Below are 26,648 nucleotides of genomic sequence, written 5' to 3'. Positions count from 1 at the left end.
GGTGCCGCGTCACTTGGCCGGTGCCGCGTCCGGGACGTCGTCGAACTCCTTGGGCACGGAGAGCCAGGTGGCCCGGGACACCGGCCAGAAGATCGTGAACGCCCGGCCGACGATCGAGTCGGTCTTGATCGTGGCGGCCTGAATGTCCTTGGTCTGCTCCCAGTGCTCCAGGGAGTCCCCGGACGCGGATCGGTGGTCACCCATGACCCAGAGCCGGCCGGCCGGCACGGTGATGTCGAACTTCTCGTCCGCCGCCGGGTCCTGCTGGCCGTCCGCGTCGGTGTAGATGAACGGCTCGTCCAGCGAGTGGCCGTTGATCATCAGGCGTTCCTGGTCGTCGCAGCAGACCACGTGGTCGCCGCTGACGCCGATGATGCGCTTGATGAAGTCCTCGCCCTCGGTGCCGCTCTGCCAGTCGGTCGGGGCCTTGAAGACCACGATCTCGCCCCGGCGCGGCTCGCGGAAGTCGTACACGAGCTTGTTGACCAGCACTCTGTCCCAGACGTTGAGCGTGTGCTCCATCGAGGGCGACGGGATGTAGAAGGTCTGCAGCACGAAGAAGCGCACCAGGACGGCGACGAGGATCGCCACTCCCAGCAAGATCGGTAGCTCGCGCCAGAACGAACCGCTGCGCTTGGTGGGCTCGGTGTGCTCGTCAATCACGATCGGAGCCTACGTCCCCGGGGCCGCAACCACAGTCCGGAACGCGCGGATACGCCGACACTTAAGAGGAACGGCAGCATAACGGCCGCGGTGGCGGGATCGGGGGCATGCCGGGGAGATTCACCGGCCGGGCCGGCCGCGATCGGGTGCGCCGCCGCGTACGACTTCCAGTTGTCCGGCACGGAAAGGCTGGTGAAGTGGCTGGTCGGCCACACCACCACGAAGGCCCGGCCGATGATGTTGTCGATGGGTACCGGACCCTGGCAGCGCGCGTCCTGCGACACCAGGCGGTGGTCGCCCATGACGAACATCTCACCCGCGGGGACGGTCACCTCGGCGAACCGGCGGCTGGTGCACTGCCGCGGATTCGGCGGCGCGTCCAGCGGCGAGTCCTCGAAGATGTACGGCTCGTCGATCGGCTCGCCGTTGACGGTGATCCGGCCCTGGTCGTCGCAGCAGGCGATCTTGTCGCCGGGCAGGCCGATCACCCGTTTGATGAAGTCGCGTTCGCCCGGACGACTGACCCCGACGAGGTCGCCGATGGTGCGGCCGAGCTTGGCGCCGAAGGTGTTGCTGATCGGCTCGGCCGGCTGCTCGGGCGCCCAGTTGTCGGTGCCGCGGAAGACCACGATCTCACCGCGCAGCGGGTCACGCATGTCGTAGACGACCTTGTTGACCAGGACGCGGTCCTTGATCGCGAGGGTGTTCTCCATCGAGCCGGACGGGATGTAGAACGCCTGCACGAGGAAGGTGCGGATCAGCACGGCCAGGCAGAAGGCCACCACCAGCAGCAGCGGCAACTCCTGCCAGAGGGGCATCTCCTTGCGCCGGATCACCCGCCCGCGGCGACGTCCGGAGGAGGAGGGTCGATACCCCTGCATCGGTTCCACGCTACGCATCTCCCGCCGCCGTCCGGTTGAACCGCCCCGGATACAGCACTACCGCCCGAGTTCCCCCGGTGGGGACATGACGGGCGGTAGTGCGAATGGTCCTGCTGAATTCCCATCCGTCACTCACGCAAGCGTAGTGCGCTGGCGCAGTAAACGTCAGTCCGAGTGAATACGGCCCGGACCGGTAGGGGGTTCAGCTGACCGTCTGCTTCTCGCGCAGCTCCTTGATCTTGGCCTTCTTGCCCCGGAGCTCACGCAGGTAGTAGAGCTTGGCGCGACGCACGTCACCGCGGGTCACGACCTCGATGCGGTCGAGCTGCGGGCTGTTGACCGGGTAGGTCCGCTCGACGCCGACGCCGAAGCTGATCTTCCGGACCTTGAAGGTCTCGCGGAGCCCGCCGCCCTGGCGGCTGATGACGACGCCCTGGAAGATCTGGACGCGGGAACGGTTGCCCTCGACGACCCGGACGTGCACCTTGACGGTGTCACCGGCCCGGAAGTCGGGGATGTCCGTGCGCCGCGACTGGGCGTCGAGCTGGTCCAGCGTGTTCATCGCTGCATCCTCGTCGTACTCAAAGCGCACCGGGAGTTCGATGCGCGATTGGGTGATTCTGACCCGCTGACATCGGTGCAGGGGGTCCTCGTCCGGCCGGCCACGGCGTGGGGCGCGAACGGCAACCTCACTACTTTGCCACACCCGGGGGCGGGATCTGAAATCCGGCCTCGTCCAGGGCGGCCCGGTCCTTCTTGTCCAGAAGATCAACCGGATAGGCGGCCAGCAGGTCCGGCCGCCGGGCTGCGGTGCGCAGCAACGATTCGGTACGCCGCCAGCGCGCGATCCGGCCATGATCACCGGACCGGAGCACCTCGGGCACCGCCCTGTCCCGCCAGACGGCCGGCTTGGTGTACACCGGCGCCTCCAGCAGGCCGGCGGCGTGTGACTCCTCGGTCAGCGAATCGGCGTTGCCCAGCACGCCGGGCAGCAGCCGGGTGACCGCTTCCATGATCACGATGACCGCGACCTCACCACCGAACAGCACGTAGTCACCGAGCGAGACCTCACGGACCGGCATCCGCGCGGCCGCGTCATCGAGGACGCGCTGGTCGATGCCCTCGTACCGGCCGCAGGCGAAAATCAGGTGATCCAGGGCGGCGAGCTCGTGGGCGTCCGCCTGGGTGAACGGCTTACCCACCGGCGACGGCACCACGAGAACGGACGAAGGACCGGCAACCGCATCCAGCGCCGCCGCCCACGGCTCCGGGCGCATGACCATGCCGGGACCACCGCCGTACGGGGAGTCGTCCACCGTGCGATGCACATCCGAGGTCCAGGTGCGCAGATCATGCACAGCGAGCTCGAGAATCCCGGCGCCGCGGGCCTTCCCGATCAGCGACAGCTCCAGCGGAGCGAAATACTCGGGGAAGATGGAAACGACGTCAACGCGCATCAGAGGTCGAGCAGACCCTCGGGCAGGTCGACGACGATCCGACCGCCGGCCAGATCGACCGTCGGCACCATCCGGCTGACGAACGGGATGAGCGCCGTGCCCCCGGCAGCCTTCTTCAAGACGATGAGATCAGAAGCAGGCGCGTGGTCGATCCGGTCGACCGTGCCCAGCACAGTGCCGTCGACCGACTCCACGGACAGGCCGGTGAGCTGATGATCGTTGAACTCGTCCGGATCGTCCGGCTCGGTGATCTCCGAGCTGTCGACCTGCAACAACACGCCACGCAGAGCCTCAGCGGTGTTGCGGTCGAGGACGCCCTCGAACTGGGCGATGCCCTTGCCCTGATGCCAGCGGATCGCCTCGAGGACAAGCTTCGCGGGCACCTGATAAGGCACCCCGGGGGCGGCGACCGCCGGGCCGGCACTCACCCGGCGGTCCCGAGGGACCTCCGTGGTGAACGCCGACCCGGCGGCGAATCTCGCCTCTGGATCATCGGTCCGCACCGTCACCAGCACTTCCCCACGAATCCCATGGGGCTTCCCGATCTGACCGACGACCAGCAACATCAGGCAGCAGCTCAGTACGCGTCGACGATGTCGACGCGGATGCCGCGCCCACCGATCGAACCGATGACCTGACGCAGCGCCTTGGCCGTACGCCCGCCCCGCCCGATGACCGTACCCAGGTCCTCAGGGTGCACGCGCACCTCGAGCCGCTTGCCGCGGCGCGAGTCGACCAGCCGGACCCGGACATCGTCCGGGTTGTCGACGATGCCCTTGACGAGGTGCTCCAGCGCAGGCCGGAGCGCCCCGTCAGTTCGCGTCGGCGCCGGCACCGGCCGGGTCCTTCGCGTCCGCGGCAACAGCCTCGCGGTTCGGCTCGGCCGGGTCGACAGCCTTGGTGTCACTCGGCCGCGTCTCGGCAACCTCCGGCGCGGCCGGGGTCTTGTCGGCAGCCTTGTCAGCGGACTTGTCGGCCGCCTTCTCGGTCGCGCGAGCCTTCTTGGCTGGCTTGGCAGCCGGAGTCTCGGCGACACCGGCGGCAGCCTTCGCCTCGGCCTCGTAGGTCGCCAGGCGGCTGACCTTCTCCGCCTTCATCAGCAGCGGCGGCGGGGCCGGCAGGCCCTTGAACTGCTGCCAGTCGCCGGTCTTCTCGAGCAGACGCTGCACGGCCTCGCTCGGCTGCGCGCCGACCGAGAGCCAGTACTGCACCCGCTCCGACTTCACCTCGATGATCGAGGGGTCTTCCTTGGGCTGGTAGATACCGACGTACTCGATGGCGCGGCCGTCACGCTTGGTGCGCGAGTCGGCGACGACGATGCGGTACTGCGGGTTGCGGATCTTGCCCATCCGCAGGAGCCGGATCTTTACGGCCACGGTCTTGTTCGCTCCTGTTGCGATGACGACCGGCCCGCCTGGGAGCCGGTACGTGGGTGAGAGAACGGAACCCACGTGGGGATATGGGACCGATGCCTCGAGGACTGGCGGTGCGTGGAGGAGTTAGAGGGCACCTCTACGCACGCCGGACCCGTCCATTCTGCCAGAGCTCCTCGGCTCGTCCCAATCGGGTCTGGTTTCCCTCGCTCTTGGAGATCTTTCCTGTCGTGCCTGGTTGCATGGCACTGACCGTCGCTCCCGCCGATTGCCTGGTGGTTGCATGGTTTTATCCGGCTGCGGCTGGGTGCTTGCTTGGTGGGGCTTTGGTTCCGCTGAGGGATATTCCGCGTGGCCCTGCCGACCCGGTCGGCCTTGGCGATCCCGGCATGCCCCCGGACGGCAGGCCCTCCGAATAAGCCGGGCCCGCGACGGCCGCTACCCGCTCTCTCAGCAGAATCGGCCCGTATCGCACCTCCTGCGTCATTCGCCCAGCCTCGGACCGCAGGCGAAGCGTCGAGGCACCGGTCTGCGAGGTCGCGGGTCACGGATTCGGGTCGGGGGTTTGGTTGGAGGTGGCGGGGTGGCAGGTGAGTGAGTTGCGCGGGCATGCAACCAGCAGAAGCAGAAGCACCTCAGGGCCGAGGCGCAGCGGCCCGATCCCAACCGGAAGGCAAAGAGGTGGGGACGGGCCAGGACGGGTCCGGCTGGTAGGTGGTCCAGGTGCCGTCGAAAGGGAAGTCGCCGGCCTCGATGGACTTGATTACGCGGAGGCCTTCGGCCCGGACCGCTGCGGAGTTGTGGACCCAGTAGTGGTCCGGGAAGGCGAGACGCTCGGAGAATTCGTCTTCGTCTTTCCACTGCCACGTACGGTCCGGGGCCACCACCACGTCCAGGTCCTGGTCGATCACGTCCACGCCTGCCACGTCGCCGTCGTCCCAGCGGATTGCTCGTTCTTCCAGGTTCACGTACCAGCCTGTGAAGTGGCCGGCGTCGTCGCGGAAGAACCAGATCGAGTGGTCGGCGTCCGGGGGGATGAATTTGAGCAGGCCGGGGCCTTGCCATGTGTCGGCGACGATCTTGGTGCGCAGGCCCGTCCATTCGGCGAACGGCATGTCGCGGATGCCTCGGCCGTCCTCCGCCACCTCGATCACCACCGCCGAGCCGCGGGCCAGCCAGAGCAGCAGCCCGCGGTCGTCGTCGGAGACCACGCGGCACGGGCGTACGGAGGCCAGCCGCGGCCCGTCGATGTTGCGGTAGAGGACCTCGCGGCCGGGCGTGAAACGGGCGGGCACGGTCAGTACGACCGGGCCAGGATCGCGATCAGGTCGGGCTCGTCGTCGCTGTCCGGCATCGAGCCGTCCGCGCGGAACAGGCAGCGCACGGTCACCGCCTTGCCGTTGGCCTCGGCCTCACCCTCGGTGCCCACCGCCGACCACGGCACCCGCGCCCAGCCGGTCTGCGCTGCTTCGATCGCGTCGCCCAGCGTCTTCACGTCGACCGTGTTGCTCTCGCGGAAGGCCAGCGCGTCGTCGTACATCCGCTGCTGGTCGGCCTGCAGGGCGGCCGTCACGGTCGCCGCCACCTCGGCCAGGGCCACCGGCGTCTTGGTGCCGTCGATGCGGCGGGCCACCACGGCGTTGCCCGCGCCCAGGTCGCGGGGGCCCACCTCGATGCGTACCGGAATGCCCTGGAGCTCGGCGTCGACGGCCCGGCGGCCGAACGGGATGTCGGCCCGGGCGTCGAGCTTGACGCGTACGCCGGCCGCCTTGAGCTCGTCGGTCAGCTTGGTGGCCGCTTCCAGGACGCCTTCGCCGGCCTTGACCACCATGACCTGCGCCTGGATCGGCGCGATGCGCGGCGGCAGCCGCAGGCCGTTGTCGTCGCCGTGCACCATGATCAGGCCGCCCATCATCCGGGTGGAGGTGCCCCAGGACGTGGTCCAGGCGTGCTCGACCTTGCCGGCCGCGGACGAGTAGGTGATGTCGAAGGCCTTGGCGAAGTTCTGCCCCAGCTCGTGCGACGTGCCCATCTGCAGGGCCTTCATGTCGCCCATCATGGCCTCGACGGTCATCGTGTTGGTCGCGCCGGCGAACCGCTCGCCCTTGGTCTTGCGACCGGGTACGACCGGGATGGCCAGCATGTTGACCATGAAGTCCTCGTACACGTGCTTGTGGATCTCCCGCGCGTGCTCGCGGGCGTCCTCCTCGGTCGCGTGCGCGGTGTGGCCCTCCTGCCAGAGGAACTCGGTGGTGCGCAGGAACGTGCGCGGGCGCAGCTCCCAGCGCACGACGTTGGCCCACTGGTTGAGCAGCAGCGGCAGGTCGCGGTACGAGTCGACCCACTTGGCCATGAACTCGCCGATGACGGTCTCGCTGGTCGGCCGCACGACCAGCGGCTCGGCGAGCTCCTTGCCGCCGGCGTGGGTGACCACGGCCAGTTCGGGCGAGAAGCCCTCGACGTGGTTGGCCTCGCGGCGCAGGTAGCTCTCCGGGATGAACAGCGGGAAGTACGCGTTCTGCACGCCCGCTTCCTTGATCCGGCGGTCCATGTCCGCCTGCATGTGCTCCCAGATGGCGTAGCCGGCCGGCCGGATCACCATCGTCCCGCGCACCGGGCCGTTGTCGGCGAGTTGCGCCTTGGCGATGAGGTCCTGGTACCAGCGGGGGAAGTCCTCCGCACGGGGAGTGAGCACGCGAGCCATGAGGCAGCATCCTAGCGAGACCCGTGCGCAACCGACCGGGCGGCCGTCCCGTGTCCTTCTGCGAGGGGCGGTGGAGATGACCGACGACTTCGACGCGTTCTACCGGGACACGTCCCGCAGGCTGGTCCGCTACGCCTACGGGCTCACCGGCGACCCGGCCGAGGCGCAGGACCTGGTGCAGGAGGCGTACGCCCGGGCGTGGCAGCGGTGGCGGCGGTTGTCCGGCTACGAGGAGCCGGAGGCGTGGTTGCGCCTGGTCGTCAGCCGGCTCTCCGCGGACCGGTGGCGCCGTCTGGGCGTACGCCGGTCGCGGGCCGCAGCCGATCCCCCGCCCGCACCTGCGGCACCACCGTCGGAGGACACGGTCCTGCTGGTCCGCGCGATGCGGACGCTGCCGGCGGCGCATCGCCGGGCACTGACCCTGTACTACCTGCTCGACCGGTCCGTCGGCGAGATCGCCGCCGAGACCGGGGCCTCCACCGGCACGGTGAAGTCCTGGCTGTCGCGGGGCCGGGCCGGTCTGGCCGCCACGCTCGGCACCCTGGAGCCCGCCGCCGACCCGGCGCTGGACGCGGGAGCCCGGAAAGGAGCCGGCCATGCCCATTGATCTCGACGACCTGTTCACCTCGCTGGGCCGGCACGCGGACGGCATACCGCTGGCCCAGGCCGAGCAGGCCCGGCACCGGGGGCGGCAGCGCACGCGGAACCGGGCCATGGTCGCAGCGGCTGCCGCGGTGTGCCTGATCGCCGCCGGCGTGGGTGTTGTCCTGGTGCGGCACGAGCGGCAGTCCGCGCCGGTGACGTCGAAGCGCACGTTGCCCGCGGTGGGGGCGCCGGTCGAGTTCGGTGACCAGGCCCGAGCCTCGACTGTGGCCGGCACGGACGGCCGGCTCTACACCGCCTGGCAGACCCTCAACGGCCAGATCAGCATGATCGCGGTGGAGCTGCGCACCGGCGCGGTCGCCTGGCCGGCCCGGCCGCTGGGCAGCCGCACCGATGAACTGCTCGCCGTCAACTTGCTGCCGCGGGCACTGGTGGTCACCCTGCGCCACGGTTCCGCCAACACGATGCACATCCTTGATCCCGCCGACGGCCGGGAGCGGTGGGCGTTGCCCTTCGAGGCCGGGGACGAGGTGGTCCGGCACGAGTCCGTGGTGGTCCGGGCTTCGGCGAACGGCCGTACGGAGGCGTTCGACTGGGTGAGCGGGGTCCGTCGCTGGCAGCAGCCGGCCCCGGCCGACCGGCCGGTGTACACCACGGGCACCTATCTGGACCGCAACGAGGACTTGTGGCTGGGCCGGCCGTTCTACTTCATCGACGACCGGCTGGTGCAGGTCACCCGCGCGGGCAAGGTCCAGGTGCGGGACATCACGACCGGCGAGCTGAAACGTACGGTCACAGCCGCGCCGCCGGACACCGATCCCCGCACCTACTTCGCGTACGACGGGTGGCTCTACAACGACGAGCACGAGTGCTGCGAGCAGAACGGCTTCCGGGTGCGGGCAACGGACCTGCGCTCCGCTCAGGGCAGTTCCAAGGTGGTGTTCACCCGCGGTCCCGGACATCAGCTCGACATGCTGCAGATGTGCGGTGAGCTGCGGGTCTGCGTGAGCGACCAGGACCGGAACGCCACGGGTACGGTCTCGATGCTTCAGGGGGCGACCGGCCGGCAGCTGTGGCAGGTGCCGGGGGCGAAGAACGGCAGTTCGGTCTCCACCGTGCACGGCTACACGCTGGTCGGCGGGTCCGGCGGTGAGCGGGTGGTCTACGACCGGGACGGCAAGCGGATCTTCTCGACGCCGGACGGCTCGGTGTCCTGGCTCGACACGGACGCTCTGCTGCTGCTGCCGAGCTTCGTCGCCGGTCCGGCCAGCAAGGTCACGCTGCCGGACGGGAAGGTAACCGTGCTGGGTGAGGTGCCGCCGGCATCCGACGCGTGCGCCTGGACGCCGGAGCGGCTGGCCTGCCCGGTCGGCACCAGCCTGCGGATCTGGGACATCAGCGGATGACCGCGCCGCGCAGCACGATCCGGCTCGGGGCGCGGACCACCCGCAGGTCCCGGCGGGGGTCGGCCTCGTAGACGACCAGGTCGGCGAGGCCACCCTCGTTCAGGCCGGGGAAGCCGAGCCAGGCCCGGGCCTTCCAGGAGGCGGCGGCCAGCACATCGGCGGCGGGGATGCCGGCCTCGTGCAGCAGCAGCATCTCCTCGGCGGCGAGGCCGTGCCGGATGCTGCCACCCGCGTCGGTGCCCACATAGATCGGCACGCCGGCCTCGTGGGCGGACACCACCACCTCGGGGAAGCCGTCGCGCAGGGCGAGCATGTGGTCGGCGTACCCGGGGAACTTGGCCCGGGCCTGATCGGCGATGCCACCGAAGGTCCGGATGTTGATCATCGTGGGGACCAGGGCGGTGCCGCGGCGGGCCATCTCGTCGATCAGCTCCAGCGACAGGCCGGTGCCGTGCTCGACCGAGTCGACGCCGGCCCGGACCATCTGCGCGACGCCCTCCTCGGAGAACGTGTGCACGGCGGCCCGGACGCCGGCGGCGTGGGCGGCCTCGACAGCGGCGGCCATGGTGGCGGGATCCCAGGACGGGGCGAGGTCGCCGACGGACCGGTCGATCCAGTCCCCGACCAGCTTCACCCAGCCGGTGCCGGCCTTGGCCTGCGCGGTGACGGTGGCGACCACGTCGGCGGCGTCGACCTCGACGCCGATGTCGCGCAGATAGCGCCGGGTGGGCGCGACGTGCCGGCCGGCGCGGACCAGGCGGGGGATGCCGGGCTCGTCGTCGAGCTCGGGATACGGGTACGGCGAACCGGCGTCCCGCAACGCGAGCACGCCGGCGTCACGGTCGGTGTGGGCGAGCTCGCGGGCCTGGTCGAGGCTCTCGATGGGCTTGGCGCCGTACTGGATGCCGAGGTGACAGTGGGCGTCGACCAGCCCGGGAACGACGTAGCCACCGTCACTGATGGTCTCGGCGCCGGCGACGGGCTCGAGGGTGATGCGGTCCCCCACCAGCCAGAGATCGCGGACCTCGTCATCGGGCAGCAGAACCCCACGCACATGCAACGCCATGCGTATGTCCTACCCGATGGGACCCTCAGGCCGACTGGCGGGCGTGCTTCCAGAAGGACTCACGACGCTTCCACAGCTGCGGTAGGTCGATCGTCACGGGGAACGGGGAGTCCGTGTGGAAGACCTTGTCGGTGCTCTCCGCGATTTCGTAACAGCCGCCGGGACCGAGCATCAACCGGGTGAGAACCATGCGTCCGTCATACCAAGGATCGATGATCCAGTACTCCGGGACGCCCGCGGCCGCATAGATCGTGGTCTTGGCGCAGCTGGCTGTGCTCGTCGACAGCCAGCGGAACGTAGTGCACCGCGAGATAGTCATCCGGACATCTCGACCCGAGGGCGTTCGTCACCGAGATGACGAGCTCGCTCTGCAGGGGAACGGTCCATCTGCGTGCGCTCGGCCCCTCCGGCCATGGGGTCATCGGCATCCTCCTCGACGGGATGCCGATGACCTTACTTTACGAGCGACTAGTTGTCATTGCGCTATCAGCGCTTGTCGTCGCCGGGCTTCTTGGGGTTGTTGAGCTTGTTGAAGTCGATCTTCGGGAGCTTGAAGCCCGGCGGCAGCCCCTGTGCCCCGCCCAGCGCGTTCGGGTCCAGGCCCGGGGGCAGCTGCGGCATTCCGCCCGGGAAGCCGCCCGGCATCCCGCCGCCCACGCGCGGCCGGTTGCCGCCCTTGGTGCCCTTGCGCTTGTTCTTCGGGCTCTTGGTGGCCTTGCGGCGCCCGCCGCCCGGCAGGCCCATCATGCCGCCCATCTGCTTCATCATCTTCTGCGCGTCGGTGAAGCGGTTGAGCAGCTGGTTGACGTCCATCACCGTCACGCCGGAGCCGTTGGCGATGCGGACGCGGCGGGAGCCGTTGATGATCTTCGGGTTGGTGCGCTCGCCCGGGGTCATCGAGCGGATGATCGCCGTGACGCGGTCGAAGTGGCTGTCGTCGAGCTCGGCGATCTGGTCCTTCATCTGGCCCATGCCGGGCATCATCGCCAGCACGTTGGCGATCGGGCCCATCCGCCGCACCGCGATCAGCTGGTCGAGGAAGTCCTCCAGGGTGAACTGCTCGCCACCGAGCAGCTTGGAGGTCATCTTCTCCTTCTGATCCTCGTCGAAGGCCTGCTCGGCCTGCTCGATGAGGGTCAGCACGTCGCCCATGCCGAGGATGCGGCTGGCCATCCGGTCGGGGTGGAAGACGTCGAAGTCCTCGAGCTTCTCGCCCGTGGACGCGAACAGGATCGGCTCGCCGGTGACGTGCCGCACCGACAGCGCCGCGCCGCCGCGGGCGTCGCCGTCGAGCTTGGAGAGGACCACGCCGGTGATGCCCACGCCGTCGCGGAACGCCTCGGCCGTGGTGACCGCGTCCTGGCCGACCATCGCGTCGATGACGAAGATGACCTCGTCCGGGTCGACGGCGTCGCGGATGTCGCGGGCCTGCTGCATCATCTCGGTGTCGATGCCGAGGCGACCGGCGGTGTCGACGATGACGATGTCCTTCGCCGTCCGCTTCGCGTGCTCGATCGAGTCCTTGGCCACCTGCACCGGGTTGCCGACGCCGTTGCCGGGCTCGGGGGCGTACACGTCGACGCCGGCCCGGCCGCCGAGGACCTGGAGCTGGTTGACCGCGTTGGGGCGCTGGAGGTCGGCCGCGACCAGCAGGACCTGGTGGTTCTGGCCCTTGAGCCAGCGGGACAGCTTGCCGGCCAGCGTGGTCTTACCGGAGCCCTGCAGACCGGCCAGCATGATCACCGTGGGCGGCTGCTTGGCGAACTGCAGCCGCCGGCCCTCGCCGCCGAGGACGGTGATGAGCTCCTCGTGGACGATCTTGATGATCTGCTGGGCCGGGTTGAGCGCCTGGGACACCTCGGCGCCGCGGGCCCGCTCCTTCAGATTGGCGATGAACGACTTGACCACCGGCAGCGCGACGTCCGCCTCGAGCAGCGCGAGACGGATCTCGCGCGCGGTGGCGTCGATGTCGGCGTCGGTGAGCTTGCCCTTGCCGCGGAGCTTGGTGAAGATCCCGGAGAGGCGGTCGCTCAAGGTGTCAAACACGGCGCAACTTCCCGTTGGTCAGAGGTGAGGAGATGACCGCAAGCCTAGCCGCCCGCTCGCACGCTCACCGGTTGCGCATCCGGTACGTCTTCGCCGCCGCCTCGATCCGCCGCTGGTTACGGGTGCCCGGGGCCAGCGAGCGCTTCGCCCGGCCGTACAGATAGACCCCGCCGCCGACCACGACCGCGCCGACGATCAGGTAGGCCAGCGCACCGACCAGCACCTGCAACAGCTGGATCGCGATCCAGCCCACCACGATGACGCCGGCGATCGTCGCCACCAGGTACGCGATTGCTTTGCCCATCTCAGCCTCCCGAAGTGATACCCACCCGTTGTCCACCATGCCTCGCCCACGCAAGCGGGCGCATCGGGGCGGACCCGTAGGGGTGGCCGGGCGGCGTTCGGCCCCGCCACCTGCATAAATCACGTATACCGCAGGTAACAGGCGCAACTTCTGACATAGCACAGATGTCCGAAAAGCCGACATCGACCGCAACCTTCTGATGAATCGGGCCGTTGAGGCACGAGGAACCGGGCGGCTGATCGATCGGCCCCGACGAACATCCGGCGGAAGGACTACGGCGTGCCCCTGCGGCGGATCCTGCGACTGGCGCCCTGGGGAGTCCGGGCGCGCATCCTGAGCACGGTCCAGCACCGGGTCCTGCCCCACGTCGCGCCGGAGCAGCGCCTCGGCATGGCGCGCCGGATCGTGCACCTGTCCGCGCCGCCCCGGCTGCCGCTGATGCGGACCGCGACCGACGCCCCGACGATGCGGGTCCGGGCCGGCCGCGGCTGGGTCACCGCACGCCGGGACCCGGCGGCCAGCCCCGCCGAGGTACGGCGGCAGAACCTCGACCGCGTCATCGCCGCCCTGGACGCGGCCGGCGTCGACTGGTTCCGGGTGCCCACCCGCGCGCTGCTGCACACCGCTGTGGCCGTACCGGTGCAGCACCGGGCCCTGGTGGTCCGCACGCTGGAGGAACTCACCGGGGGCGGCACCGGGATCCTGCAGGTCGTGCGGCCGCGCGGGCACCAGGGCCGCCGGGCCCGGCGCACCGCGGAGATCCTGCGGGTGTGCTGGCCGGTCACCGATCCGGGCGGCAGCCTGCTGCTCGGCCTCGACGTGGGCTGCGACATCGAGTTCTGGCGGCAGCAGGACGGCGTGCTGTCCGGGCCGCGGGCGAACCCGATCGCCGACGTGATCCCGGCCGACGAGCCGGTGGTCCGCGCCGGCGAGCCCGCGTTCGGCGCGTTCAGCGCACCGGACGATCCCGCCCGCTACCGCACCCGGGAGATCTTCACGACGCCGAGCCTGGACCGGATCAGCTTCCCGATCGACGCCGTCTACACCTGGGTCGACGGCGGCGACCCGGCCTGGCAGGCCCGCAAGGCCGCCGCGCTGGCCACCAACACCTGGCTGCACGGGGCCAGCAAGCTCGCCAACAACGACTCCCGGTACGCCTCCCGCGACGAGCTGCGGTACTCGCTGCGCGCCCTGCACTGCTTCGCCCCCTGGATCCGGCACGTCTTCCTGGTCACCGACGACCAGGTGCCGGCCTGGCTGGACACCACCCATCCGCGGATCACCGTGGTCAGCCACAAGGAGATCTTCGGCGAGACCGGCACCCTGCCGACGTTCAACTCGCAGGCCATCGAGTCCCGGCTGCACCGCATCCCCGGGCTCAGCGAGCACTTCCTCTACCTCAACGACGACGTGTTCCTGGGCCGGCCGGTCGGGCCCGAGCTGTTCTTCACGCCCGGCGGGCTGACCCGCTTCTTCCCGTCCACCGCGCTGGTCGACGCGGCGCCGCGCAGCCCGACCGACCCGCCGGCCGACTCGGCCGGCAAGAACAACCGGGAGCTGATCCGGGCCGCCTTCGGCCGGGTGCTGACCCGCAAGATGAAGCACACCCCGCACCCGTCGCGGCGCAGCGTCATCGCCGAGATCGAGGAACGCTTCGCCGAGTACGTCGAGGCCACCGCCAACCACCAGTTCCGCCACCCGGACGACATCTCGCTGCTGTCGTCCTTGCAGCAGTACTACGCCTACCTCACCGGGCGGGCGGTGCCGGGCACGATCCGGTTCCGCTACACCGACCTGGCCGCGCCGGTGACCCCGTTCAAGCTCGCCGACCTGCTGCGGCACCGCAACCTGGACGCGTTCTGCCTCAACGACATCGACTCCGACCCGGCCGTGGCGGCCGACCAGGAGGCGATGCTGGCCGACTTCCTGCCCGCGTACCTGCCGTTCGTCTCGCCGTACGAGCTGAACTCGCCGCGGCCCGCCACCGCCGCGCCGCCGGCCCCGCCCGCACTGCCGGGCCGTCAGGTCGGCCGCGCCATCACGGCGGTCACGGGCGCACTGCCCGCGCAGCACGACCGCAACCGCGGCACCGGAGAACAGACCTCCACCAACACGCCCGTCGCCTGACCGGCGCTCGATCAAGGAGAAGCATCCCGTGAGGTACGACGCCGTCATCCTCGGTCTCGGTTACGTCGGCCTGCCGCTGGCCCAGCAGGCCATCCGGTCGGGCCTGTCCGTGCTCGGCTTCGACGTCAACGCCGCGGTGGTCGACGCGCTCGGCGCGGGCCGCTCGCACGTCGACGACCTGTCCGAGGCCGACGTGGCCGAGATGCTCGCCGGCGGCTTCCGGACCACTGTGGACGAGAGCCTGATCGCCACCGCGGACGTCGCGGTGATCTGCGTGCCGACGCCGCTGTCCGACGGCGACGGGCCGGACCTGCGCGCGGTCACCGGCGCGACCGAGGCCATCGGGCGCAACCTGCGCCCGGGCATGCTGGTGGTGCTGGAGTCCACGACCTATCCCGGCACCACCGACGACGTGGTCCGGCCACTGCTGGAACGGCTCTCCGGCCTGGTCGCCGGGCGTGACTTCCACCTCGCGTTCTCGCCGGAGCGCATCGACCCGGGCAACGAGCAGTTCGGCCCGCGCAACACTCCGAAGGTGGTCGGTGGCTACACCGCCGGCTGCACCGAGCGGGTCGCGCAGTTCTACGGGCGGTTCATCGACACGGTGGTGCGCACCCGGGGCACCCGTGAGGCCGAGACGGCGAAGCTGCTGGAGAACACGTACCGGCACGTCAACATCGCGCTGGTCAACGAGATGGCGCGGTTCTGCCACGAGCTGGACATCGACCTGTGGGACGTCATCCACGCCGCATCGACCAAGCCGTTCGGCTTCCAGGCGTTCTACCCCGGGCCGGGCGTCGGCGGGCACTGCATCCCGATCGACCCGAACTACCTGAGCCACAACGTGCGCAGCAAGCTGGGTTACCCGTTCCGGTTCGTGGAGCTGGCCCAGGAGATCAACGCGACGATGCCGGCGTACGTGGCCCGGCGGGCGCAGAACCTGCTCAACGCCGACGGGCAGGCGGTGCACGGGGCGCGGGTGCTGCTGCTCGGGGTCACGTACAAGGCGAACATCGCCGACCAGCGAGAGTCGCCCGCCACCCCGCTGGCCCGGCAGCTCGCCGCGCTCGGCGCCAAACTCAGCTATCACGACCCGCACGTGCTGCGGTGGAGCGTCGGCGACGTGGAGGTGCCGCGCACGGACGACCTGGAGGGCGCCGCCGCGGCCGCCGATCTGGTGATCCTCGTGCAGCACCACCGCGAGTACGACGCCGACCACCTGGCCGGCATCGCCAAGCGGTTCTTCGACACCCGGGGCGTGACCCACGGCGCGGAGGCGCACCGACTGTGACCGAGATGAGCACCGCGCCGGTCACACCCGCGCCCCGGCGGCACCGGCCCGCCGGCTCCGGACCGAGCGTCACGCCGGCCCCGGAACCGGCCCGGCACCGGCGGGACATCGAGGGGCTGCGGGCGGTCGCGGTGCTGCTCGTGGTCGCGTACCACTGCGGTCTGCCGTTCATCGGCGGCGGTTACGTCGGCGTCGACGTCTTCTTCGTCATCTCCGGCTTCCTGATCACCGGGCTGCTGCTGCGCGAGGCGCAGCGCACCGGCCGGGTCTCGATCCCCCGGTTCTACGCCCGGCGGGCGCTGCGGCTGCTGCCGGCCTCGACCGTGGTGGTCGTCGCGACGGTGGCCGCGTCGGCGCTGTGGCTGCCGCCGCTGCGCTTGTCGGAGATCGTCTCGGACGCGCTGCACACCTCGATCTACGCGATGAACTGGCGGCTGGCCGCGATCGGCACCGACTACCTGAGCGCGGAGTCGGCCCCGTCGCCGTTGCAGCACTTCTGGTCGCTCGCCGTGGAGGAGCAGTTCTACCTGGTCTGGCCGCTGCTGCTGCTCCTCGTGGTGCGGCGCGGCGGACGCGGGCTGACCACGGTGCTGGCCGTGCTGACCGCCGGTTCGCTGGCGGTGTCGATCTGGCAGACGCGGCACAACGCCGGGTGGGCGTACTTCGGGGCGCACACCCGGGCCTGGGAGCTCGGCGCCGGTGCGCTGCTCGCCGTCGGGGCCGACCGGCTGCGGCGGCTGCCCCCACTGCCCGCGAAGCTGCTGATCGGCAGCGGGCTGGGCGCCGTGGTGGTCGCGGCGCTGAGCTTCACCGCGGCGACGCCGTTCCCCGGGTACGCCGCCCTGCTGCCCGTGCTCGGCACCGCGGCCGTCATCGCCGGTGGTTGCGCCCGCCCGGCCGGCCTGCTCGGCGTACCGGTGCTCCAGGTCATCGGCCGGCTCTCCTACTCCTGGTACCTGTGGCACTGGCCGGTGCTGCTCATTGCCCCGTTCGCCCTCGGCCGCCAGCTCACCGCCGCGGAGAACGTGCTGGTCGCCCTCGGCGCCCTGGTGCTCGCCGCGCTGACGTACGCGCTGGTGGAGAACCCGGTGCGGCACCTCGCCGCCCTGCGCGACCGGCCGTGGCGCGGCCTGACCGCCGGCGCGGCCGTCTCCCTGCTCGCCGCCGGGCTGTGTGTGCTGATCACTGTGCTCGTGGGCAGCACAGGCGGCACGGGTTACCGCGCCCCCGCCTTGACCGGCGTCGCCAAGCTCCAGCAGAACCTGGCCCTGGCCGCCGGGATGCCGGCGGTCCCGGCCAACCTCACCCCGGCGCTGGCCGCCGCGGCCAAGGACAAGCCCCGCCTGTACGCGGACAAGTGCTCCCCGGCGTTCGCGGACCCCGAGGTGAAGACCCCGTGCGCCTACGGTGACCTGTCCTCGCCCACCACGGTCGTGCTGTTCGGCGACTCGCACGCCGGCCACTGGTTCCCGGCGCTGGAGGCGATCGCCCGGCAGCGGCACTGGAAGCTCGTCGTGGTCACCAAGAGCGCCTGCTCGGCCGCGGACGTGGTCATCTACGAGGACGCGCTCAAGCGGCGCTTCACCGAGTGTGTGCAGTGGCGCCGGGCGGCCTGGCGCCACATCCGGTCGCTGCGGCCGGCGAAGGTCATCATGGCCTCGACCCTGCCGAACGCCCCGCTGCTGGACGTGACCGGCTCGCTGGACGACGCCTGGTCGGCCGCGTGGCGGCGCTCGCTCGACGCGGTCAAGGGCCCGGGCACCGAGGTGTATTACGTCAACGACACCCCGTGGCAGGCCCGCAACGTGCCCGACTGCCTGTCGGCGCATCTGGACAATCCCGCGGCGTGCGCCCGCAGCCGGGCCGACGCGGTCCAGTTCCGCAAGCGCCGGGCGCTGGTCGCCGGAGTGGCCCGGGCCGAGGGTGCGACAGTCATCGACCCGCTGCCGTGGTTCTGCACCGCGACGACGTGTCCGGTCATCGTGGGCAACCTGCTGGTCTACAAGGACCAGCACCACATCACCACGGCGTACAGCCGGTTGCTCGTACCGCTGCTCGCGGAGGCCTTGCGCCGATAAGGCTCCCGTCCCGCAACCGGCCGGCGCCGCGCGCGCAACCGCGGTACGGCAGGCAACTCGGCGGCAACTGAGCACTCACACCAAGGCACCTGAGGAGGCATCAGCGAACCCTGCGGGACTTCCGAAGGGAATGGCGTACCTGGCGAACAAGACGTCCAGGCGGTGTTCCTCGAAAGGTTGACCCGTGCAGAAGACCCTGGTCCGTCGCCTCGCCACCCTCGCGATGATCCCCGCCGCACTGCTCGGCATGGTCGCGATCGCCACCCCGGCGGAGGCCGCCACCGTCTCCTTCACCACGCTGCAGACCCAGGTCGTCAGCCTGTCGAACAAGGAGCGGGTCAAGGCCGGCTGCAAGGGCCTGCGGGTCAACGCGGAGCTGCTCTGGGCGGCCCGCGGCCACAGCAAGTACATGGCCACGACCGGCAAGTTCAGCCACACCGGCTCGGCCAGCTCGACGTTCGTCGCCCGGGCCAAGGCCGCCGGCTACACCGCCGCGCGCAGCGAGAACATCGCGTGGGGCTACCGCAGCGCCGCCGAGGTCGTCAACGCGTGGATGAAGAGCCCGGGCCACCGCCGCAACCTGCTCGACTGTGGCGCCAAGACGTTCGCCGTCGGCGTCGTGTACTCCGCCAACGGCACGCCGTACTACACCCAGGACTTCGGCAGCCGCTGACCGCGGCGCCACCCAGGCTTCACCCACCCCCCGAAAAGACCGGCCGGCATGCCCCCGCATGCCGGCCGGTCCCATCTTCAGACGGTGACGGGTGCCCCGGTACGCGAGTACGCCAGCACCGCATGCCGCCCGAGCAGCACCCGCTCCTCGGTCAGCCCCGGCACTTCCTCGGTCCACCGCCGTACGGCGGCCCGCTCGTCCTCACGGTTGGCGTCGTCCAGCACCACGGTGGCCGTACCCGCGAGCCGCCCGGCGAGCACCGACAGCGCCGGGTAGCGCGCGTCCGGGCCGGTGGCCGCGGGCGGGCCGTCGACCAGCAACAGGTCGATGCCGGTGAGGTCGGTCAGCTTGTCCGCGTCGTACCACTGGTAGGTCTTGCCGTTGACCGTGAGCTCACGCAGCGGGGCGTCGCGGACCTCGGCGACGGCGTTGAGGCCGTGGGCGGCGAGCATCGTGCGGGTCTGCCGGGCGTAGTCGGGGTCGTGGTCGAGGGAGACGAGCTTGCCGCCGTACTGTTCCAGGGCGTAGGCCAGCCACACCGACGAGGTGCCGCTGCCCAGCTCGACCACCAGCCGGGGCTGGCGCAGCCGGACCAGGTGCAGCAGTTCCAGCAGGTCGGTCGGGTTGAGCGCGAAGTCACCCGAGGACGGCATCGGCGCCCGCGGGGTGAACTGCTGGAAGAGCTGGACCAGCGCCTCGATCTCCCGGCTCTGCGCGCGCAGCAGCAGGTCGGTGCCGTGCCCGCTCTGCCGCAGGCCCCGGGTGACGGTCCGGGTCAGCTCCTGGTGGCGGTCGCCGGCGGTGAGCCGTTCCTTCTCCACCGTAGCGACGACCCGCCGCTGCAGCTGCTCCACGACCGTGCGCAGCTCGCGGTGCGCGTTCTGGTTGGCCCGGTAGACCCCGCCGATCCAGCGGGACAGGTGCAGGATCCCGAGCAGGACGGCCAGCAGCAGACCGGCCACGAACGACAGCGCGAGACCCTGGTTGCCCGACCCGGCCGACCACCAGACCCCGGCGCAGAGCGCCAGGATCACCATGAGGACCACTGCCTGGGGGCGTGTCAGGCTGCGCAGGCGCACCGCCAGCCGACCGCCGAACCGGACCAGGCTGCTCATCGAAGGACCTCCAGAGTCATGCGCGCCGGGCCCGGCGCGGGTCAACACGATCGCCTAACGCCCGCGACGACACCGCCGTTACGGTCGGGCGATCAACGCGCCGCGCTGGGCCGGGGCGACCGGGTGCGGCGCGGTGACGATTCCCGCGATGCGGTCGACGAACAGCTGCGGGTCGTGCGCCTTGGCGACGACGGCCCGGGCCCGGCGGCTCTGCTCGGCGTAGAGCTCACGGTCGGCGTGGTACCGCTGGATCGTCGCCTCGGCCTCGCCAGGTCCGCAGTAGACAGCGGCGTCGCCGAACACCGCCGCGTGCCGTTCGGGCATCACCACGACGCAGCCCAGGGCCGCCGCCTCCAGAGCCGGCCGGGAGAACGTCTCGATCCGGTCCGCGCTCGGGAAGTGCAGGTAGAAGTCGAGCTGATGGACGAAGGTCCGCAGGTCAAGATCACCGGCGTCGTAGACCAGCCGGGACCGCGGACCGCCGGGGTGATATCCGGTACGCGGCCAGTCCGGCAGCCGCAACCGCACGTCCCACTCGCCGACCTCGTCGTAGACGGTCAGCGCCGCCCGCACGTCCCCGGGCCAGACCCCCTCGTCGCTGAGGTCGGTGCCGACCACGGCAGGCCACTTGCCGGCCCCGTCCCGGGCGGCCGACCACCGCTCCCCGTCCACCACAGCCGGCAGGTCGTACGGCGTCAGCTCGACGGTCTCGCTGCGCAGCACGGCCCGTACCTGCGGGTCCTGCGGGCACCAGAGCGGCTCGGTGCCGAACATCCGCAGCGCCGCCCGGGAGCAGTCGGCGGGCACGTACCGGCGGTCGGCGTCGGCCAGCCGTCCGGGTGCCTCGTCGGCGACGATCAGCACCTGCCGGCCGCGCAGCAGGCACGGGTCGTCGGGCGGGAACTGCAGCACCGCGGCGTGCCGCACGATGATCAGCTCCGCGCGGTTCTCGTCACCGGGCAGCAGCTGGTCCACCCGGCCGTCGTTGACCAGCTGCTGCAGCGGTGCGCAGAGCGGCCAGCGGCGCCGGGCCGGCGGGCGCAGCGACTCGATCTGCATCACGGCGACCCGCAGGCCGCGCGCGATCAGCGCCCGGATCTCCTGCAGTCCCGACTGCTGCGCGCCCTGCAGGAAACGCCAGTCGGCGACCAGCACGACGTCGTACTCGGGCCGCCCGGCCGCCTCACCCCGGGCCAGCCGCAGATGGTCGGGGGCGGCGAAGGGCCGGCGGCTGCCGTCGCGCGGGCGCAGCGGATCGGCGGCCCGGGCAGCGATCCGCGCATGCCAGCGCTGGTACGCCGACATGTACGCGGTCCGCGCCGGGTGCATCCAGTACGGCCGGATCTCGGCCCGCGACAGCGAACCCAGCGCCAGCCGGATCAGCGCGAGCGGCCGCGAGTCGAGGTGCCGTACGGCGGCCACACCGAAGACCGCCACCATCCGCCCGATGTACTCGGAGTCGGCGGCCTTGCGCACCGGATCGAAGTAGCCCAGCCGGTCCATCACCTGGCCGCGGCGGAACAGCAACGACGACGGGTTGAACCGGCTGCGGCGCACCCCGGGCCGGGTGACCAGCAGCTCCTCGGAGACGCCGAGGCCGTCGGAGGTGGTGGCGACCAGCCGGCGGTCCTCCAGCAACAGCTTGACCTGCAACTCCAGCCGACGCGGATGGGACCAGTCGTCGGAGTCCTGGAACGCCACGAACTCGCCCTCGGCCGCGTCCAGGCCGGCGTTGCGGGCCGCGTAGGTGCCCCTGTTCTCCGGCTGCTTGACCAGCCGGATCCGACCGCCCAGCGCAACCGCCCGGGCCAGCACGGCGTCGTACTCCGGCGGCGAGGCGTCATCGACGATGATCACCTCGACGTTGCGCCAGGACTGGTCCAGGATCGAGCGTACGGCCGTGATCAGGCCCTCGTCGGGGTGGAACGCGGTGACGATGACCGAGATCCGCTGCGGCTCGTCGATGCCGGCGACCGAGGTGGCCACGGTCAGCCGGTCGAACGGCGGCACCCCGGCCTTGTGCTCCAGCGCCAGCGGCGGCTCCGGCAGCAGCTTGCGGAAGGCGGTCAGCCAGCCGATCACCGGCCCGGTGCCGGCGAACGGATTGGCCAGGTCGAGGTCGAGATCCGCGCGCACGCTGTCGGTGATCCGCCGGTACGCCGCGAGCAACGGCCGGGCCCGGTTCGCCCCCTGCCAGGCCAGGGCGAGCTGGACGTGCAGGCCCTGGTGGGCGGCGGGCAGCGCGTCGGCGCCCAGCGCGGTGCGAATCAGCTCGTACAGGGCCAGTGCGTCGGTGCGGTCCTCCGGCAGCATGTCCTGCTGGGCCAGGGTCTGCGCCAGTCCGGCCAGGACAGCGGGCTTGACCGCGCGCCGGCGCTGCTTGAGCCAGCGGGTGTCCCCGGCGCGGGCCGCGGCGAGCAGGTCGGCGTAGGACGCGTCGGACTCACCGAGCCCCGAGCGGGCGAGCAGCTGCCGCGCCCCGAGCGAACGGATCCGGACCGCGGTCGGCGGGACTGCCATCCGGACGTGGTAGCGGGCGACTCGCAGGTAGTCGTCGAGCAGACCGGGTGTCTCCCCCATGCGGCAACAGACCTCTTCACGTACGCCCTGGATGTCGCTAGGCGCAACGTCGGCAAGCCGATCGAGGTGACGGCCTCAGACCGCGGCGGCACATACGCCCTGGATGCCGATCGAGGTGACGGGTTGGTCAGACGGCCGCGAGGACGGCTGCTTCCACGCGTTCGCGCTCGGACGCCTCGGCCCACGCGCCGACCAGGTAGAACGCGTCCACCACATCGCTGCCCAGGGTGGAGATGCGGGCCGCGCGCACCTCGGCGCCGGCCTCGTCGAGCGCGCTGGCCACCCGGAAGAGCAGGCCCGCGGAGTCAGCCGCGCGCAGCTCCAGCACGACCGCGTCGGTGGCCGCCGCGCGGTGCCAGACCACCCGGGGAGCCGCGCCGCCGCGGGCCGACATCGCCCGGGCCCGCAGCCGCTGGGTCACCGACACGTCCCCGGCGGCGACCCGGCGCAGGTCGGCGGCGAGCGCCACCGGATCCGCCGGGGAGCCGTAGCGCGGCTGGGTGCGGAACTCGACGATCGCCCGGCCGTCCACCGTGCTGGCGTCGGCCCCGATCACGTCGAGGCGGTGCATGGCCAGGCACGCGGCCACCGAGCCGAGCAGGCCCCGGCGGTCGGCCGCGGCCACCGCGACCACGTCCCCGTCCAGGTGTACGGCGGGCAGCTCACCCACGAGCAGTTCCGCGTCCGGCTCGGGCGGCCCGGGCAGCGCCCCCGTGTCCAGCGCGGTGTGCACCCGGCGGACCAGCTCGGCGATCAGCCGGCCCTTCCAGTCCGACCAGGCGGCCGGGCCGGTGGCGTGCGAGTCGGCCCGGGCCAGGGCGTGCAGCAGGTCCAGGGTGGCCGGGTCGCCGACCGCTTCGGCGACGGTGGTGATGGTGACCGGGTCGCTGAGATCCCGGCGGGTGGCGGCGTCGGGCAGCAGCAGGTGCAGCCGGACCAGCTTCTCCACCGTGGCGACGTCCGCCGGCGGCAGCCCGATCCGGGTGGCGATCTCGGCGGCGATCGGGGCCCCGACGACACTGTGGTCGCCCGGCAGGCCCTTGCCGACGTCGTGCAGAAAGGCGCCGATCAGCAGCAGGTCGGGGCGGTCCACCTCGCGGGTGTAGGCGCTGGCCTCGTACGCCGCCTGGACGAGGTGCCGGTCCAGGGTGAAGCGGTGGATCGGGTGGTGCTGCGGGAGGCTGCGCAGCCGGGCCCACTCCGGCAGCCAGGCGTCGATCAGGCCGTACCGGTCGCAGGCCTCCCAGGTCGGCAGCAGCCCCGGGCCGGAACCGAGCAGCGAGACCAGGGCGGCGCGGGCCGCGGGCGGCCACGGTGTCGGCAGCGGCGGGCAGAAGGCCGCGAGCCATTCGCAGGTCGCGCGGGCGATGGGCAGCCGCACGGTCGCGGCCGCGGCGGCGACCCGCAACGACAGGCTGGGATCGGGCACCGGGCCGATGGCCGTACGGGCGAGCACCAGCTCACCGTCCTGCTCCACCACGTCCCGGGCCACCGGGCGGCGTACGGACGCACCGGCCGGGGCGCCCCGGCGGCGGCCGTTGCGCAGCCGGTCCGCCGCGCGCCAGGCGTCGTCCAGGGCGTGCGCGATGGTCCGGGCGTCGCCGGCCACCCGGCGCAGCACGGCGTCCCCGTCGTCGACCTCCAGCAGCTCGGCGACCGCGGCTCGTTCCTGGGCGACCAGCCGGTCCACCCGGCGGCCGACGGCGAGGTGCAGGGCGTCGCGGGTGTCGAGCAGCCGCAGGTTGGCGGCGCGGACGGCGGGACGCATGGTGTCGGCCACACCGGCCCGGCCGATGCCGCGCAGGATGGTCAGGTCACGCAGGCCGCCGGCGGCCTCCTTGAGGTCGCCCTCGAGCAGGAAGGCCAGCTCACCGTGGGTGGCCCAGCGGCTGGCGGTGAGCTCTTTGAGCTGGGGCAGCAGCCGTACGGCGGTGCGCCGCCACTGGTCCGAGGTGGCGGCGATCAGCTCGGCGGAGAGGGCGGCGTCACCGGCGATGTGCCGGGCGTCCAGCAGGCCGAGCGAGACTTTGACGTCGTCGTGGGCGACGGAGAGCGCCTCGGGCAGGGTACGCACGGAGTGGTCCAGGCCCAGCCGCGCGTCCCAGATGGGATACCAGAGGGCCGAGGCGATCCGGTCGATGCCGGCCGTCCCGTTGTGCAGCAGCACCAGGTCGAGGTCGCTGTAGGGGGCGCAGTCCCGGCGGCCCAGGCCACCCACGGCGACCAGGCTGACGCCCGGCAGGTGGGCCGGGAACATCGAGGCCAGCCACGCATCGAGCGCCGAGGCCCGGTCGGCCCGGGCGGCAGCGCCGATGTGTTCGCGAAGGGTGTCCAGCGAGCCGCCGGACGGCACCTGAGGTGGCGCCGACGGCTCGCTGACCACGTAGCTCACGATCTGCTTTCTTTTGAAGGTCAAACCCGCAAGAACAATGGGTCAGAGCGCGTCTAGGCCGCGCTCGCCGGTGCGGACCCGGACGACGTCCTCGACGGACGTCACCCAGACCTTGCCGTCGCCGATCTTGCCGGTCCGGGCCGAGGTGACCACCGCGTCGACGACCTTCTCGACGTCGATCTCGTCGGTCAGCACCTCAACCTTGATCTTGGGCAGGAACTCCACCGTGTACTCGGCACCCCGGTACACCTCGGTGTGGCCCTTCTGCCGCCCGTACCCCTGTACCTCGCTCACGGTCAGACCCGCCACGCCGAGCGCGTGCAGAGCCTCCTTCACCGCGTCGAGCTGGTACGGCTTGATGACCGCGGTCACCAGCTTCATGCTCAGTCCCTCCATCGCAGCCATCAGGGGAATTTAACCGGAGACCTTTTCACCGACGGCAGCCTTGCCGTCAGTGCTGGCCGAAGGGGTGAGACCGGCCATCGCGAACGCGCCGGCCGAGCCCGTGGAAGGCGAGTTGTCGTACGCGCTCTCGGCGTGCTCCGCCACGTCGATGCCGGTGACCTCAGCCTCGTCGCTGACCCGCAGGCCCTTGGCCGCCTTGATCACGAAGGCGATGATCGCCGCGATGACCAGGGAGTAGACGGTGACCGCAGCGCTGCCGACGAACTGCCGGCCGAGCTGGGCCAGGCCGCCGCCGTAGAACAGGCCCTCGCTGGCGCCCAGGCCCGGGTCGCCGTTGATGGCGGCGTTGACCTGCGCGGTGGCGAAGAAGCCGAGCGACAGCGAGCCGATCCAGCCGCCGACGAAGTGCACGCCGACCACGTCGAGCGAGTCGTCGTAGCCCAGCTTGTACTTCAGGCCCACGGCCAGCGCGCAGACGGCACCGGCGATGAGGCCGACGATGACGGCGGGCAGCGGGGCGATGAAGCCACAGGCCGGGGTGATGGCGACCAGGCCGGCGACCGCACCGGACGAGGCACCGACCAGGGTCGGCTTGCCGTCGCGGATCCACTCCACGACGACCCAGCCGAGCAGGGCCGCGGCCGTGGCGACCTGGGTGTTGATGAACGCGAAGACCGTGGTGCCGTCGACGGTGAGCTCGGAGCCGGCGTTGAAGCCGAACCAGCCGAACCACAGCAGGCCGGCGCCGAGCGCGACGAACGGCACGTTGTGCGGCTTGAAGCTCTCCCGCGGCCAGCCGGCCCGCTTGCCGAGCACCAGGATCAGGCCGAGCGCGGCGGCACCGGCGTTGATGTGCACCGCCGTACCACCGGCGAAGTCGAGCGCGTGCAGCTTGCCGCCGATCCAGCCGCCACCCCACACCCAGTGCGCGACCGGGACGTAGACCAGGGTGAACCAGGCCAGCGCGAAGATGACCCAGCCGCCGAACTTCATCCGGTCGGAGACCGCGCCGCTGATCAGCGCGACGGTGATGATGGCGAACATCATCTGGAAGACCATGAAGGCGTACGTGGGGATGCCCGTGCCGGCCCCCAGGAACAGCCACTCCTCGGAGATGCCGGAGGTGCCGGTGCCGAAGTACTGGCTGAAGTTGCCGATCACGTTGTTCAGGCCGGCGCTGTCGTTGGTGCCGAACGCCAGGGTGAAGCCGTAGATGACCCACAGAACGGAGATGAGCCCGATGCACGAGAAGCTCATCATCATCATGTTCAGTACGCCTTTGGACCGGTTGAGGCCACCGTAGAACAGCGCCAGGCCCGGAGTCATAAGCAGAACGAGCGCAGACGACAGGAGCAACCAGGCGGTATTGCCGGTGTTGATCTCCACGCTGCCTCCTCTCGGATAAAGGTGTCCTCCCACACGGCCCAGAGAGCAGCGTCGCCCTGCTGGCCGGTTCGGGCGGAAGCCTTTCGCTCCGCTGTTTC

The 26,648-nt window shown here is 71.1% G+C and carries 24 protein-coding genes; 6 read left to right on the top strand and 18 right to left on the bottom strand.

All coding sequences use genetic code 11. The features are described from left to right. Positions 1-9: 9 nt before the first annotated feature. The 9 genes from lepB (ACZ6S4_RS33565) to proS form a co-directional block, all read right to left on the bottom strand. Positions 10-663 (bottom strand): signal peptidase I, encoded by a 654-nt coding sequence (gene lepB / locus ACZ6S4_RS33565; RefSeq protein ID WP_465478753.1) that lies wholly within the window; start codon positions 661-663, stop codon positions 10-12. Then, a complete protein-coding gene (gene lepB / locus ACZ6S4_RS33560) occupies positions 660-1,544 on the bottom strand; it encodes a signal peptidase I (RefSeq protein ID WP_465478752.1) in 885 nt (294 codons plus the stop codon). Before lepB (ACZ6S4_RS33560) ends, lepB (ACZ6S4_RS33565) begins: the two co-directional genes overlap by 4 nt. Positions 1,545-1,746: 202 nt before the next feature. Further along, the gene (gene rplS, locus ACZ6S4_RS33555; RefSeq protein WP_360549929.1) at positions 1,747-2,106 is read right to left on the bottom strand and encodes a 50S ribosomal protein L19; all 360 of its coding nucleotides are present in this window, start codon (positions 2,104-2,106) and stop codon (positions 1,747-1,749) included. Between the two features lie 130 nt (positions 2,107-2,236). After that, entirely contained in the window at positions 2,237-3,001 is a 765-nt protein-coding gene (gene trmD, locus ACZ6S4_RS33550) for a tRNA (guanosine(37)-N1)-methyltransferase TrmD (RefSeq protein ID WP_465478751.1), read from the bottom strand. Continuing rightward, a complete protein-coding gene (gene rimM / locus ACZ6S4_RS33545) occupies positions 3,001-3,564 on the bottom strand; it encodes a ribosome maturation factor RimM (RefSeq protein ID WP_465478827.1) in 564 nt (187 codons plus the stop codon). The genes trmD and rimM overlap by 1 nt, the downstream gene beginning before the upstream one ends. 14 nt (positions 3,565-3,578) lie before the next feature. Next, positions 3,579-3,836: an RNA-binding protein gene (locus ACZ6S4_RS33540; protein ID WP_023561857.1), complete on the bottom strand. Its 258-nt coding sequence runs from the start codon at positions 3,834-3,836 to the stop codon at positions 3,579-3,581. Beyond that, positions 3,814-4,377 carry a 30S ribosomal protein S16 gene (gene rpsP / locus ACZ6S4_RS33535; RefSeq protein WP_465478750.1) on the bottom strand — a complete coding sequence of 188 codons (564 nt, stop codon included), beginning with the start codon at positions 4,375-4,377 and terminating at the stop codon, positions 3,814-3,816. The genes ACZ6S4_RS33540 and rpsP overlap by 23 nt, the downstream gene beginning before the upstream one ends. A gap of 632 nt (positions 4,378-5,009) precedes the next feature. Next, complete coding sequence (locus ACZ6S4_RS33530; protein ID WP_465478749.1) at positions 5,010-5,669, bottom strand: ribonuclease FAU-1 family protein; 660 nt, start codon at positions 5,667-5,669, stop codon at positions 5,010-5,012. A 2-nt stretch (positions 5,670-5,671) separates the two neighbouring features. Next, a complete protein-coding gene (proS, locus tag ACZ6S4_RS33525) occupies positions 5,672-7,078 on the bottom strand; it encodes a proline--tRNA ligase (RefSeq protein ID WP_465478748.1) in 1,407 nt (468 codons plus the stop codon). A gap of 76 nt (positions 7,079-7,154) precedes the next feature. On the opposite strand from proS, the gene ACZ6S4_RS33520 reads away from it, so the two are divergent. Both ACZ6S4_RS33520 and ACZ6S4_RS33515 read left to right on the top strand, forming a co-directional pair. Next, positions 7,155-7,685 carry a SigE family RNA polymerase sigma factor gene (locus ACZ6S4_RS33520; RefSeq protein WP_465478747.1) on the top strand — a complete coding sequence of 177 codons (531 nt, stop codon included), beginning with the start codon at positions 7,155-7,157 and terminating at the stop codon, positions 7,683-7,685. Further along, on the top strand, positions 7,675-9,087 hold the full coding sequence (locus tag ACZ6S4_RS33515; protein WP_465478746.1) for an outer membrane protein assembly factor BamB family protein: 1,413 nt from the start codon (positions 7,675-7,677) through the stop codon (positions 9,085-9,087). Before ACZ6S4_RS33520 ends, ACZ6S4_RS33515 begins: the two co-directional genes overlap by 11 nt. Here ACZ6S4_RS33515 and ACZ6S4_RS33510 read toward each other — a convergent pair. The 4 genes from ACZ6S4_RS33510 to ACZ6S4_RS33495 all read right to left on the bottom strand — a co-directional run bounded on the left by ACZ6S4_RS33510 (position 9,077) and on the right by ACZ6S4_RS33495 (position 12,503). After that, positions 9,077-10,153 carry an amidohydrolase family protein gene (locus ACZ6S4_RS33510; protein ID WP_465478745.1) on the bottom strand — a complete coding sequence of 359 codons (1,077 nt, stop codon included), beginning with the start codon at positions 10,151-10,153 and terminating at the stop codon, positions 9,077-9,079. The genes ACZ6S4_RS33515 and ACZ6S4_RS33510 overlap by 11 nt on opposite strands. Before the next feature lie 25 nt (positions 10,154-10,178). Continuing rightward, entirely contained in the window at positions 10,179-10,472 is a 294-nt protein-coding gene (locus tag ACZ6S4_RS33505; protein ID WP_465478744.1) for a hypothetical protein, read from the bottom strand. Between the two features lie 167 nt (positions 10,473-10,639). Next, positions 10,640-12,199 carry a signal recognition particle protein gene (ffh, locus tag ACZ6S4_RS33500; protein WP_360820868.1) on the bottom strand — a complete coding sequence of 520 codons (1,560 nt, stop codon included), beginning with the start codon at positions 12,197-12,199 and terminating at the stop codon, positions 10,640-10,642. A 64-nt stretch (positions 12,200-12,263) separates the two neighbouring features. Continuing rightward, positions 12,264-12,503, bottom strand: coding sequence for a hypothetical protein (locus tag ACZ6S4_RS33495; protein ID WP_360549946.1), 240 nt, complete (start codon positions 12,501-12,503; stop codon positions 12,264-12,266). A gap of 279 nt (positions 12,504-12,782) precedes the next feature. On the opposite strand from ACZ6S4_RS33495, the gene ACZ6S4_RS33490 reads away from it, so the two are divergent. From ACZ6S4_RS33490 to ACZ6S4_RS33475, 4 genes are all read left to right on the top strand, one after another. Next, the gene (locus ACZ6S4_RS33490) at positions 12,783-14,630 is read left to right on the top strand and encodes a stealth family protein (protein WP_465478743.1); all 1,848 of its coding nucleotides are present in this window, start codon (positions 12,783-12,785) and stop codon (positions 14,628-14,630) included. Positions 14,631-14,658: 28 nt separating this feature from the next. Further along, positions 14,659-15,921 (top strand): nucleotide sugar dehydrogenase, encoded by a 1,263-nt coding sequence (locus ACZ6S4_RS33485; RefSeq protein ID WP_465478742.1) that lies wholly within the window; start codon positions 14,659-14,661, stop codon positions 15,919-15,921. A 5-nt stretch (positions 15,922-15,926) separates the two neighbouring features. Then, on the top strand, positions 15,927-17,999 hold the full coding sequence (locus ACZ6S4_RS33480; RefSeq protein WP_465478741.1) for an acyltransferase family protein: 2,073 nt from the start codon (positions 15,927-15,929) through the stop codon (positions 17,997-17,999). A 184-nt stretch (positions 18,000-18,183) separates the two neighbouring features. After that, entirely contained in the window at positions 18,184-18,672 is a 489-nt protein-coding gene (locus ACZ6S4_RS33475; RefSeq protein WP_360549954.1) for a CAP domain-containing protein, read from the top strand. A gap of 77 nt (positions 18,673-18,749) precedes the next feature. Here the strand turns inward: ACZ6S4_RS33475 and ACZ6S4_RS33470 are convergent, their stop codons facing one another. From ACZ6S4_RS33470 to ACZ6S4_RS33450, 5 genes are all read right to left on the bottom strand, one after another. Then, complete coding sequence (locus ACZ6S4_RS33470) at positions 18,750-19,787, bottom strand: class I SAM-dependent methyltransferase (RefSeq protein WP_465478740.1); 1,038 nt, start codon at positions 19,785-19,787, stop codon at positions 18,750-18,752. A gap of 78 nt (positions 19,788-19,865) precedes the next feature. Next, positions 19,866-22,367 carry a glycosyltransferase gene (locus tag ACZ6S4_RS33465; protein ID WP_465478739.1) on the bottom strand — a complete coding sequence of 834 codons (2,502 nt, stop codon included), beginning with the start codon at positions 22,365-22,367 and terminating at the stop codon, positions 19,866-19,868. Between the two features lie 127 nt (positions 22,368-22,494). After that, a complete protein-coding gene (locus tag ACZ6S4_RS33460; protein WP_465478826.1) occupies positions 22,495-24,720 on the bottom strand; it encodes a [protein-PII] uridylyltransferase in 2,226 nt (741 codons plus the stop codon). Between the two features lie 81 nt (positions 24,721-24,801). Beyond that, a complete protein-coding gene (locus ACZ6S4_RS33455) occupies positions 24,802-25,140 on the bottom strand; it encodes a P-II family nitrogen regulator (protein WP_199752384.1) in 339 nt (112 codons plus the stop codon). A gap of 33 nt (positions 25,141-25,173) precedes the next feature. After that, positions 25,174-26,550 (bottom strand): ammonium transporter, encoded by a 1,377-nt coding sequence (locus tag ACZ6S4_RS33450; RefSeq protein ID WP_465478738.1) that lies wholly within the window; start codon positions 26,548-26,550, stop codon positions 25,174-25,176. Between the last annotated feature and the right edge of the window lie 98 nt (positions 26,551-26,648).

It is taken from the genome of Actinoplanes sp. NPDC051405, from assembly GCF_055586185.1.
Note: the sequence above shows the minus strand (reverse complement) of the source record. Positions and strands in the feature narration are given on the sequence as shown.